Origin of the sequence: Liberibacter crescens BT-1 (assembly GCF_000325745.1) — a bacterium.
In the GTDB taxonomy this organism is placed as follows: Bacteria; Pseudomonadota; Alphaproteobacteria; order Rhizobiales; family Rhizobiaceae; genus Liberibacter; species Liberibacter crescens.
This window is the reverse complement of sequence record NC_019907.1, coordinates 902,678-915,313: the sequence shown is the minus strand read 5'-3', so window position 1 is coordinate 915,313 and position 12,636 is coordinate 902,678. Positions and strand designations below refer to the sequence as shown.

The window sequence follows — 12,636 nt, the reverse complement described above, 5'->3', positions numbered from 1 at the left end:
AAACGGGAAGAGAGTGTTTTACGAGTCATCCTGGAGTGGTTCTTACTCTTTTAATTGTTTTTTGATACACAGGTCTTTTAAATTTTATGAAGAAATTCCTAAACTTCTTTTCTGAGTCTCCTTGTTATGATTCTGTTATTTTAATGATTAACGAAGAAGCCTTTGGTCCTGGGCGTTTTGCACGTACTGCTATGCGTTTGCGGGAGCAAGGAGAGCATGACCGACAGGTCTCTTTTGTTTGTGAGCATGATCAAGCAATAGTTGCTTCAGTGCGCATGACACCAATTATTATTAGTGATGTTAAAGGATATATGCTCGGTCCTTTAGCGGTACGATCTTCCTATGCAAAACAAGGGATTGGCCGCAAACTTGTGCAACTTGCCGTTGATTCTTCTAAAGAAAATGGATCAGAAGTAGTTTTGTTGATTGGTGATCCGGCTTATTATAAACAGATTGGGTTTCAACAAATTAAGGAGAAGACCCTTGAATTACCTGGTCCTGTTAATCCAAGGAAGCTCATGTTTTATCCTTTGGTAGAAAATGTTTCCGAGCGACTGAAAGGAGTTGTTCGTTGGAGAAAAATTGATTTATAAGTGATGTGGGGTATTTTATCTTTTATTTCTGGAGGTAAATTATGAGTTCTATGCTGATTGATGATGCTTTATCTCATGCTGGTGTTGGAGCGTTTCAACGTCGGTTGATTGCGATATTCGGTCTTGTATGGGCTGTCGATGCCATGCAAATTTTGGCTATTGGTTTTGTAGCAGCTCCTATATCAAAAACTTTTAATATCACTGTTCCTCAAGCATTAAACGTGGGCACTGTCTTTTTTTTAGGAATGATTCTTGGTGCTACATTGTTTGGACGTCTTGCTGATCAATATGGACGTCGACGCTTGATGGTTGTTGTTGTTCTTTTAGATGCTGTTTTTGGAATGATTTCATCATTTTCGTCAACATTTTATGAGCTTCTTTTTTTAAAGATTTTTAACAGGAATGTTTGTAGGAGGCACTCTGCCTGTTGATTATATTATGATGGCTGAATTTTTGCCGACCAAAAATCGTGGAAAATATCTTGTTTTACTGGAAGGTTTTTGGGCTATTGGAACATTTGTGCTTGCTTCTATTGTTTGGATGATAAGCCTTTTTAAGGTTGACAACTCCTGGAGGTATATTTTTTTCTTTATAACTTTCCCGTCTCTTATAGGGATTGCTTTACGGTTTTGGCTTCCTGAATCTCCTTTTTATTTAATGCGTAAAGGACGTGTTCATGAAGCAAGAAAAGTAATTGATCTGATAACCATGAAAAATGGGAGAAAATTGCTTCCTCCAGGAACACGTATTGACATGAAGAAAACTGTCAGTTCACAAAAACTTTTTTCTTTTGAAATGTTATCGCGTTCTATTCCTGTCATGTCTATTTGGTTTCTTGTTTCTCTCTCTTATTATGGAGTTTTTATATGGCTTCCTGTTCAGATATCGACACAACATATGATTGGTTTTTTACGGGGATATCATTTTCTCCTTTTAAGTGTTCTATTCCAAATTCCAGGATATGCTATTGCAGCATATGGAGTCGATAAATGGGGACGCAAGCCTACTTTGTTTGCTTTTTGTTTGTTTTCGGCAATAGGAACAATAGGATTTTCTTTTTCTAATACAGATATTGTTTTAGCGATATCTCTGTTAATGATCAATTTTTTCTTGTTAGGAACATGGGCAGCGCTTTATGCTTTTACACCTGAGCTTTTTCCTACAACGCTAAGGGGTACAGCTATGGGGGCATCAGGTGCTATGGCTCGGCTTGGAGGCCTTTTAGCTCCTTTCTTGTTATCATTTGCTTTTAGCGGATACGCAAAATGGGCTATTGGGTTTTTAGCGGTACTTCTTTTCTGTGCTGCTCTTGCTGTTTTATCCATTGATACTGAAACAAAGTCGTTATCTTTAGAATAATGAATATATCGGATCATCAATATTCAGCAGATCTTTTGTTGGTTGGTGGAGGTGTTATGGGGCTTTGGTCTTCTCTTTTAGCAGCAAGAGAAGGCATTTCTGTTGTTCTTGTAGATTCTGGGCGTATTGCTTCAGGAGCCAGTGGCGGGGTCGTTGGCGTATTGATGCCTTATTCTTTAAATCGTTGGGAACCCAAAAAACAATTTCAATTTGAAGCACTTGTCAGTTTGGAGTCTGAAATTATCAAAATAGAAGCTGAAACAGGTCTTTCAGCGGAGTATCATCGCTGTGGGCGCTTGATTCCTCTCTCTCAGCCCTATTTGCGAACCGTAGCCAGGAAATATAGTTTTAATGCTCAGCGCTATTGGAAACTTGGAAAAAGATACTTTGAATGGCAACTTTTAAATGAATCTCCTTTTCCAGACCTTTCTTCATCAACTTCTGCTGATTATGGTTTTATCTTTGATACATTAACCGCTAAATTTTCTCCGCGGAAGTTTTGTTCTTTACTCTTGGCGGCGATAAAGTCGACAGGAAAAGTAACAATTATAGAAGAAGAAGGAGTTGAATGTCTTGATAAGGAAGGGTCAGTATTGTTGACCAGTGGTAAAAGGATTGATTTTGGTCATGTGATCATTGCAGCTGGATTTGCATCTTTTGATATAGTAAGGACTTTATTCCCTTTATTAAAAAAAGCGCTTGGCTACCCTGTAAAAGGACAGGCCGCTCTTCTTAAAACCAATCGTATTCTGAATTTACCGGTTATTTTTCAGGAAGGTCTTTATGTTGTGACCCATAAAGATGGATATGTCGCTGTTGGTTCCACACATGAAGAATGTTTCGAAGATCCTTTTTCTACTAATGAACGTCTTGATCATCTTATTGAAAGGAGTCGTATTCTTGTTCCTGAGCTTGTCTCGGCTTCTGTGATAGAACGCTGGGTTGGTTTGCGTCCTAGAGCAATAGGCCGTGAACCTATGGTAGGGCCTTTACCAGGATATTCAAGGATTATTATGTTATCCGGTGGATTTAAAATTGGATTAGGAATATCACATCATTTGGCACATGTTGCATTATCTTTTGTTCTTGGTAAAAAACCAGATTTTTTTATTCCAGAAGAATTTTTAACAGACAGTCATGTACAGTTAGCTCACATGGATTAAAATGCGTATCCCATCATTTTGTGCAGGTATTGTTTTACCCATGCATGGGATTGCCGAGACAATTCTTATCATGTTTATCTTTCAAATTCAGATATTTTATCAATAGGAATTAACGCGGCCCTGTCCATGCATAGGAAAATTACGTTATAATATTTACTCTATTCCTTCTGCTTTAAGTGCAGCTGCAACCATGGGTCTTTCTTTCATACGCTTCATCCATGGGTCTTTCTTTCATACGCTTCATAAAGTCTGCAATGGAATCAAGGCCGCTTATATCCAGATCAAGCTTGATGGCCCATCTCATAACGACATAAAGATAGGCATCTGCCACAGTGAATTGATGACCAATAAGCCAACCAGTCTCCGAGATCTTTTTATTCATCATTTCATGAAAGTTGCGTAGCCTTTGTCGGAACAATAGTTTTGTTGATTCATCAACTTTTGGATTGAAAAATAAACCAGTACCCTTGTGGAGTTTTGTTGCAATAAAATTTAATGTTTCTTGAAGACGTACACGTGCTAACGTACCATGAGCAGGTGCGAGCTTCTTTTCAGGCGCCTGGTCGGCGATATACTGAAGGATGACAGCAGTCTCGGTAATCTGTTCACCGTTGTCGAGGACGAGAAGGGGAACAGAGCCTCTGGAATTAATAGTGTAATAGTCTGTGTTGTCTTCAAGTTTATGCGTGCTAAGATCGACTTTAGTAATAGTATGATGGATACCAGATTCCTGTAATGCAATATGAGGGGCAAGTGAGCATGAACCAGGAGTAAAATAGAGCTTCATTGAATGTGCTTCCTTAAGATGAGTAAAGATGTAATGCTGTAAAAGATTTGGAAAGAATTATAACGTTTATGTTATATATGTATTATTATAATATTCGTTCAGGTACACTTCAAGGGTGTTGTAAAGCGAGTTATGGCAAATGATGATGAGATCATAAATTTATTTGAAGTTGAATTTATTGCTTGAAGCCATAAAAATGATTTTGGTAAAATAGAAAGAGCTGATCATATAACCAGCTCTTTAATATATCATGAAATTTCTAGTGTTAATCAGAAATTACCTGATTAATCACTTGTAATATCCTCATCGCTACTTTCTGGTTGAGGATTATCTACCTTTTTATTAGGCTCCTTTTTATTAGGATCCTTTTTAGATGTCACCTTCTTTTTATGGTGATGGTGATGACCCTTATTGGCAGGATGATCCTTATCATTTTCTTTCTTATCTACTTGAAATTCTTTATCATCTTTTTTATTAAGTTTCTTTTTGTGATGATGATCATGATCATTATGATCATTATTTACTTGAGGTTTTTTAGGTTCCTCAGGCTTGTCCTGAGCAAATGCTAAACTGTTAAATGACATCATTCCTGTCAATAAAGTAAATAATATTACATTTTTTATTAAATGCATCTTCATAATGTAATCCTCCAATAATTATACAAAAGTTAGTAATCTGATCTTTGAACAAAGAGTCAAATCTTTTCTTTAAATAAAGTAAATAATATATATATTTTCTTTATAATCCTTCCCTGCTTGATTAAGACATGATGTAATAGTTAAGAGTTGTTGTTTCAAGATTATTGCTTATAGATTTAATCATCAGCCTTGAATCATCGTCTCTTTTTGATACCTTAAATTTATTTGGTATTTTTTATATTAAGAAAAAGAAAAAGGATTTTTCTTTTTACCATATCGTTGAGGTTTTGATCTCAAACATTTCTTTAAGGCGGTATAGATTATCATCCTACTTCAATATATCCACACAAACTATTTTCTATCCGGCAGCAACCGAATGTTCCTATAACATTTGTAGCAGTCAGTAAGTTTTTATTATTTTGATATATTTTAACACTTTTATCCCAGATTGCTAAAAAGAGGCTGTTATTTGTCCAAAAAGGAATATATCGTTTTACTCCTTGTTTGGGGGTTATAGTCGTGCTGCTTGCTCTTGTAGCTCCAGGAATAAGTTCTGATTTAATGATCGTGAAGTTGGAAGAGATATATTGCATGATTTGTTCATCTTTATGAATATAATCGAGATCTTCGGATGTCATTGCTATATAAATAGTCTCAAATAAATAAGAAGATTCCTGTAATATTATAAATGCTTTTTTAATTTTTCTTTTGTAAGACCGTAATTATTGCCTTCATTGATTTCTACTATCTGACTTTCAGGTAAAGCTTTATTATTTTCATCGTTCTCGCTAAAAAAAACATTCATAATTTCAATATCCATAGCATAAATGAGAGCCATGGCATATTCTCTCGCATAGATAGAATGTTTTTCTTTCAAGTGGATGTTGTACTCTTCAGGAAATTTTTTTTGTTTTAGAGGCATTGCTATGTTGGGACATTTATAATGTTGTGGATAAATATAGAGAGGATCACGATTGATTGTATCAATAGGATCATTTATATTTTCCATCGGAACAGGAATTCCAAATAATTGAGGAACGTATTGTGTTATACCATTTTCAGGACTAAATGGTCCTATTTTCTTTTTAAGCACATTACTGGCTATGGATTTATTTTTTAGATCTTTACTCAATAACTCCTCTAGTTCATAAGATATATTCGATTTGAGTGTTTCTGATATACCTTTAAGAATACTTTCATAAATATCTCTCATTTTTAGGTTTCCTGATTAAAATTTTGTAGAAAAAGGGATCATTTTTATCTAAACACGCGTCTTATAAGAGTACAATCTGTTATATGATGAAAAAGTTAGAGCAGTTATAAATTTTATTTTAAATTCTTATGAAGTATATCTCAAAATCGATAAATATTAATTGATAACTTTTGAAGTTTTTTCTACAACAATAAGAATTTTTTATGAATATAGTTACACTTATTGCGATAAAGCTAACAAGGTCCAGTTCACAATTTCTGAGGAAATTTTTGTAAAGCTCTTATTAAGGGAATTTACAAAAGCATTGTTGCTGTTTCCTTCTAAAGGGCTTTCAACATGGAAAATATGTTGTGACTTTACAAGTCCATTATGATCATTAATGAGTTTTATGGATATTTCAATAATTACACGTTTTAATTGAACATTGATTTCAAAAGCCCGAATTACAGAGATAACCTGATAATCAATTGCCAATCCTTGACCAGGCTTGCCAACAGCACCTAATTTTTGACTATTTTCAAAACTTTCAATAAGTTTTGATTGTACCATCCTGGGTAATCTATCACTCCATTGTGAATTTTTTAAAAATTGAACTTCAGAATCTGAAGAGCGAACGACAATATTTTCACTATCCAAAAGCTTTAAGGCTGTTGGTTCAGGAATGAGAATTTGTTGATTATTACGGGGTAATATATTTTGAGAGGCTTTCAGATGATTAACATCTTTAATATCTCCTGAAAGATCAAAGGTATTTTTTATAGAACTTCCAAAACAGCCAGAGAGCAATAATGCTGTAAGGGTTACTAGAACACTACTATATTTTTTCATTCTTAGTATCTTTTTCTAATTTGGTATTCTTTTATAGTATTACCTCCGAATAATAATCTTTGAGGATTATTATCAAGGTTAGTTATTGCATCATTAAAATTATTTGTTGTCCTGCGTATGTCGTTAATCAGGGTTTGTAGATCCCTGAAACCAATATTTGAAAAATGATTCATATTATTCATAAGAGGGGCAATTTGCCTATTCAAATTATCAGATGTTGTTTTGAATGATTTCAGAGTTTGACGAGCATCTTCAATGAGCGATCCTCCTTCTTCTGAATTTGTCCATTTATTGGCTTTTTCAATGACACTTTCCAATTGAACAGAAGCGCTGTTAAAATGCTGAGACATTTCATTGAAATTATGGATTGTTTGAGTCATTTCGTTCTGTTTTTGAGAAAGCTGCTCTGTTATGCTTTTTATAGAAGCAGAACTTTCACGTGCATTGGCGATTGCTACTGTTATATTATCAACAGAAGAACTGATTTTATTTTTATCTATTGTTGTTATTAAAGAATCAAAATGTTCAACAGAAGACAGTGCTTTTTCTCCAAGCTTTTGAAAAGAACGTGTTGTTTCCTGGAATACGCTTATTGTTTTATCTAGATTACTGGAGGCTTGAGCAAGATTGATGCTGATTGTTTTGCTATTATTAATGATAGAATCAACCTTTTGGGTATCAACAGCACGTACCAGATTTTCAACCGCTTCTAAAGTTGAGGTTGCACGTTTTGAAAAGCCATTAAAAGTATTGGAAAAACTGGAAACACTCTTTAATAACTGGTCAATATTGTCTGCATTATCTGCCAAGGCTTTTGAAAAAATTTCAACATTATGAACAGTCTTTGTCAAGGGCTGACGAGCATCTTTTACAAATTCTTGGATTCCGAAAACAGAGGTATTGGCTTTGTCAAGAATTGCATCAGCAGTTGTCAGAAGGTTGGTTACGCTTGATTGATATGCTGTAATCGACGCTGGTTTTTTTGTCTCTTCGGCTAAGGCAAAAATGGTTTTACTTTCTTTTTTGGCACCGGAGAGTTCTATATACGCTGTTCCTGTAAGTCCCTGAATTTCAAGAACTGCTTTTGTGGATGGATATATTGGAACATTGGCGCGTATACGGGTTGTAGCAATTGAATATGCAGGCGATTCCTGATCAAGAGAAAGGCTGGTTACTGAACCAACAGTAATACCGTTAAAACGTACAGGAGAACCAACCGATAGGCCATTAGTAGAACCTGGAATACGAATGATAAGGTTGTGTGTTGGTCCTTTGGATTCCTCATGACTGGAGAACCAGTATGTAAAGAAAAACCCCAGGCTTAGTATAAAAACTGTGAATATGCCTACAATGGTATAATTAACATTTGTTTCCATAATTTTTTTCGTATCTTTCATTATCATCCTTGCACGCTTACCATTAAAGTAAGCTTGTATCCAAGGTTCATCAACATTTAATATATCCTGAATGCCTCCTTCTGCAATAATGGTTTTATTAATAACAGCAATACGATCACAAATAGTATATAAACTGTCAAGATCATGCGTTATCATGTAGACCGTTAATCCTAATGTATCACGTAATTTCAAAATAAGTTCATCAAACTCGGCTGCACTAATAGGATCAAGACCAGAGGTTGGTTCATCAAGAAAAATAAGATCTGGATCGAGAGCCAGAGCACGAGCCAGAGCTGCACGTTTAATCATGCCTCCTGAAAGTTCAGAAGGATATCTGTCTGCAGATTCAAGCGGAAGTCCTACCATTGCTATTTTAAGACGGGCAATTTCATGAATGGCTTCTATGGGTAGATTAAGGTATTCACGAATTGGAAAGGCAATATTTTCAATGACAGTCAATGATGAGAACAGGGCGCCGTGTTGAAAAAGAACGCCCAATTTCGTGTCCATGGCGATTTGTTGTTGCTCAGTAAAGGAATCATAATCATTTCCAAAAATGAAAATTTTACCTGAAATACGGGGAATAAGACGTAGAATAGCACGCATTAATACAGATTTTCCTGTTCCGGAAGCTCCTATGATGCCAATAATTTCACCCCGGTATACCTGAAGATCAAGATTTTTAAATATTGTTTTTTTATTCAGAACAACAGTCATATTAGAGACAGATAATACACATTCTTTTTTGTTCAGGGGAACATGTTGTTCAAGAGTTGTGTGTTCCATTTAAACACCAATTGTAGAATAGAAAAAAGCAAAAAGAGCATCTATGATAATAACGATAGAAATTGATTTAACCACCGCAATTGTTACCCTTTTTCCTAGGGATTCTGCGCTACCTTCCACCTTAAGGCCTTCTGATGTTGCAATAATACCAATAGCAAGTGCCATAAATGGTGCCTTGATGAGGCCGACAATAATGCTTGATGTTGTTACAATTGCATGAAGTCGTGAAAAAAATATGGAAAAGGTAATTCCTGAATAAAGCTCGACAACAATTGATGCACCAAGGATGGCAGAAAAGTGAGCGATTATAGTGAGGAGAGGTAAAGAAATAGCCAGGGCAACAAGTCTTGGGGATATTAAAAGTCTTATTGGACCAAGTCCCATAACTTTAAGAGCATCAATTTCTTCTCGCATTTTCATGGAACCAATTTCCGCTGTAATAGAACTTCCAGAACGTCCTGCAACCATGATAGCCGTAAGAAGAACACCGATTTCACGCAGTTGTAATGTGCTGATAAGATCAATAACGAATATTTCTGCACCAAAATTACGAAGCTGGAATGCGCCTTGCTGGACGATAATTGCTCCTGTCAGAAAAGACATAAGAAAAATTACAGGAATTCCACGCACACCCATAAGATCAATATGATTGATAATGGAAGAGAGAGGGATGCCTCTTTTATAATGATGGAAACTGATCTTGTAGGAATTACTGACGGTGGAACCAAAAATATATATTGCAAAAATAAAATCCAGAATTTTCTCGACAATGATTTTGCCAACAGGAGCAAATATTGTTTCAAGCAGGGGGACTTTATCTTGTGTTTTTGATTGTTTATCCATGGGTTTCATCAAGTCACGTGGAATAACAGACATCATTTCCTGAATATATGAACTTGCTCCTTCAAGATGTACTTTTCCTTTTCGATGACGAACTAACCAGATAATTAATCCTATCCCTATAGTATCTATTTGCTGAATCTTTGATAAATTCATCACAATAGGGTAAGGGTCATTTAAAAGTTTCTTGAGTTGTTGAACAACGTTTAGAGTTTTTGTCCCTTTCCAGTTTCCAACACATAGAATGACCTGCCCATTTTCAGCAAAATGGGTTGGAATAATGCTAGCAAAATCAGAATTTTCTAATATCACCGGTCTTTAAATTTCTTTTTTAGTAAGATAATTCTTTTAATTATTAATTGTTATATATATAAGTCTTGTCGTATGAACAAGAATTATTGGAATTTTTATATTCGGAAGGGTAAAGATTAGTTTAATTTGATTTAAAAGAAAAATTTTCCAGGTATAAGAAGAAATTCAGCTATATCATAAGTCTTGAAATTGTTGTTGTTTACTGAATATTTTTGAGTTTTAGATAATCGGGTTAATAATTATGAAGAAAGAGCTATCAAAAAATCATCAGGATCATAATGATGAGTTATCCAGGCAGGCATTGTTTTATCATTGTTACCCACGTCCTGGGAAATTAGAAATTCAGGCAACAAAGCCTCTTGGTAATCAACGTGATCTTGCTCTGGCCTATTCCCCTGGTGTTGCTGCTCCTTGCCTTGCTATTCATAAAAATCCGGAGGAAGCAGCACGGTATACCGCGCGTTCTAATCTTGTCGCTGTTATTTCTAATGGTTCTGCAGTTCTTGGTCTTGGTAATATCGGTCCGTTGGCCGCTAAACCCGTTATGGAAGGTAAGGCAGTTCTTTTCAAGAAATTTGCAGATGTTGATGTTTTTGACATAGAAATCAATGCCCAGGATATTGACAGCATGGTTTCTACCATTTCTGCTCTTGAGCCAACATTTGGTGGTATTAACCTCGAAGATATCAAGTCTCCTGAATGTTTTGAGGTTGAACGCATCTTAAGTGAAAAAATGAATATACCTGTTTTCCATGATGATCAACATGGAACGGCGATTACTGTTGCCGCTGCTGTATTGAATGGGCTTGATCTTGCAGGAAAGAAGCTGAGTGATATTAAAATCGTTACTTTAGGAGCAGGGGCTGCAGCCTTGGCTTGTCTTAATCTTTTGATTAGCCTTGGAGCGAAACGTGAAAATATTTGGGTGCATGATGTTGAAGGTATTGTTTATAAGGGCCGTCAGGTTTTTATGGATCGATGGAAAGAAGCTTATGCTCAGGATACGGATAAGCGAAAGGTTTCTGAAACAATCCAGGATGCTGATGTCTTTCTTGGTTTATCTGTAGCAGGGGCTCTTGATCCTCAGCTCATCAGGCTTATGGCCAAAACTCCTTTAATTTTTTCTTTGGCAAATCCTGTTCCCGAAATTATGCCTGACATTGCCCGGGAAATTCGAGCCGATGCTATTATCTGTACAGGGCGTTCTGATTTTCCTAATCAGGTGAATAATGTCTTGTGTTTCCCGTATATTTTTAGAGGAGCTTTGGATTGTGGAGCCACCATGATCAATGAAGAGATGAAAATGGCTGCTGTACGGGCTATTGCTTCCCTCGCCCGTGATATGGTTTTTCTGGGTCCTTCAGGAGAAGCACGTGTTTTTGGTCCTAATTATATCATTCCTTCTCCTTTTGATCCAAATTTATTATTGCGTATTGCTCCAGCAGTTGCCAAAGCAGCAGCAGAGACCGGGGTTGCCAGTCGTCCTATCGAGAATTTTGACGCTTATTATGAACAACTGAATCGTTTCGCTTTTCGTTCTGCACTGGTGATGAAACCAATTTTTGCTCTTGCCAAGAGTGCACCAACGAAACGCGTTGTTTTTTCTGAGGGAGAGGATGAGCGTGTCTTACGGGCTGCACAAATTTTGCTGGAAGAAAATATTGCCAGGCCAATCCTTATCGGTCGGCCTAATATTATTAAGACACGATTAAAGCGTTATGGATTAAAAATATTACCGGAGAAGGATTTTGATATTACCAATCCGGAAAAAGATGTACGATTCCGTGAATATGTTGATTTATATCTGTCTCTGGTCGGTCGACAAGGTGTTATTCCAGAAGCAGCGCGTACCATTGTTCGTACGAATATGACAGTCATAGGCGCCTTGACTGTCAAGCGTGGTGAGGCGGATGCCATGATATGCGGTCTTGAAGGCCGTTATGAGTGTCATTTAAAGGATGTAAGACAAATTATCGGATACCGTAATAATGTTAAAAATTATTCAGCACTCAGTTTGTTGATTTCACAGCGCAGTACATTATTTTTTGTTGATACATATGTTTCCTTTAATCCCTCTGCTGAAGAAATAGCAGAGAGCACAGTGATGGCTGCGGAAGCCATACGGGCGTTTGGTATCGTTCCGCGTGCAGCTCTTTTATCTCATTCCAATTTTGGATCGCTGGAAACAGAAAGTTCATTAAAGATGTATGAGGCGTTACAAATCATAAAGGGCATGTGTCCGGATCTTGAAATTGATGGTGAAATGAATGGAGAGAGCGCTCTTTCTGAAATATTACGCAAGCGTGCAATGCCTTCTACTCATCTTTTCGGTGAAGCAAATCTTCTCATTTTTCCGAACCTTGATGCAGCCAATATTACACTTGGAGTTGTAAAATCAATTACAGATGGATTGCATGTTGGGCCTATTCTTTTAGGTTCAGCCCTTCCAGCACACATTCTCTCTCCTTCGGTCACATCAAGGGGAGTTGTGAATATGGCATCAGTAGGTGTAGCAGAAGCTTTTAATCGAGTTAAAAACAGTTGTCTGGAAAAAGAAGACTATTATTCATCATTAAAGAATTTATAGAAATAACCCAGAAACAACTTAAAGGAGCATTGTTAACTTTACTTTTATGATAACATAAAAAATAAAAATTTACATTACTTTGTATCAAATCTTTAATATCTTATGTTTATGACAATACCTTAAACCAAATTTA

The 12,636-nt window shown here is 36.2% G+C and carries 10 protein-coding genes and 2 pseudogenes; 4 read left to right on the top strand and 8 right to left on the bottom strand.

The features are described from left to right. Positions 1–86: 86 nt before the first annotated feature. The 3 genes and pseudogenes from B488_RS04010 to B488_RS04000 all read left to right on the top strand — a co-directional run bounded on the left by B488_RS04010 (position 87) and on the right by B488_RS04000 (position 3,115). Entirely contained in the window at positions 87–593 is a 507-nt protein-coding gene (locus B488_RS04010) for a GNAT family N-acetyltransferase (protein WP_015273257.1), read from the top strand. 41 nt (positions 594–634) lie between these two features. Then, positions 635–1,952: pseudogene (locus B488_RS04005) on the top strand (MFS transporter). Continuing rightward, positions 1,952–3,115 (top strand): NAD(P)/FAD-dependent oxidoreductase, encoded by a 1,164-nt coding sequence (locus B488_RS04000; protein WP_015273255.1) that lies wholly within the window; start codon positions 1,952–1,954, stop codon positions 3,113–3,115. Before B488_RS04005 ends, B488_RS04000 begins: the two are co-directional and overlap by 1 nt. A 172-nt stretch (positions 3,116–3,287) precedes the next feature. Here the strand turns inward: B488_RS04000 and gstA are convergent, their stop codons facing one another. The 8 genes and pseudogenes from gstA to B488_RS03965 form a co-directional block, all read right to left on the bottom strand. Then, positions 3,288–3,902, bottom strand: coding sequence for a glutathione transferase GstA (gstA, locus tag B488_RS03995; protein ID WP_015273254.1), 615 nt, complete (start codon positions 3,900–3,902; stop codon positions 3,288–3,290). A gap of 284 nt (positions 3,903–4,186) precedes the next feature. Continuing rightward, complete coding sequence (locus tag B488_RS03990; protein WP_015273253.1) at positions 4,187–4,540, bottom strand: hypothetical protein; 354 nt, start codon at positions 4,538–4,540, stop codon at positions 4,187–4,189. A 323-nt stretch (positions 4,541–4,863) separates the two neighbouring features. Continuing rightward, positions 4,864–5,178, bottom strand: a complete 315-nt coding sequence (locus B488_RS03985) for a hypothetical protein (protein WP_041770711.1) — start codon at positions 5,176–5,178, stop codon at positions 4,864–4,866. 44 nt (positions 5,179–5,222) lie between these two features. Beyond that, positions 5,223–5,753, bottom strand: a complete 531-nt coding sequence (locus tag B488_RS03980; RefSeq protein ID WP_015273251.1) for a hypothetical protein — start codon at positions 5,751–5,753, stop codon at positions 5,223–5,225. Positions 5,754–5,972: 219 nt separating this feature from the next. Then, entirely contained in the window at positions 5,973–6,581 is a 609-nt protein-coding gene (locus B488_RS03975) for an ABC-type transport auxiliary lipoprotein family protein (RefSeq protein ID WP_015273250.1), read from the bottom strand. 2 nt (positions 6,582–6,583) lie between these two features. After that, positions 6,584–7,957, bottom strand: coding sequence for an MlaD family protein (locus B488_RS07340; RefSeq protein ID WP_041771108.1), 1,374 nt, complete (start codon positions 7,955–7,957; stop codon positions 6,584–6,586). Positions 7,958–7,969: 12 nt separating this feature from the next. Beyond that, positions 7,970–8,764: pseudogene (locus B488_RS07335) on the bottom strand (ABC transporter ATP-binding protein); the annotation flags it as partial. Beyond that, positions 8,765–9,916, bottom strand: a complete 1,152-nt coding sequence (locus B488_RS03965) for an ABC transporter permease (RefSeq protein ID WP_015273248.1) — start codon at positions 9,914–9,916, stop codon at positions 8,765–8,767. A gap of 241 nt (positions 9,917–10,157) precedes the next feature. Here B488_RS03965 and B488_RS03960 point away from each other — a divergent pair, with 241 nt between their 5' ends. Continuing rightward, entirely contained in the window at positions 10,158–12,503 is a 2,346-nt protein-coding gene (locus B488_RS03960; RefSeq protein ID WP_015273247.1) for an NADP-dependent malic enzyme, read from the top strand. Positions 12,504–12,636 lie beyond the last annotated feature (133 nt).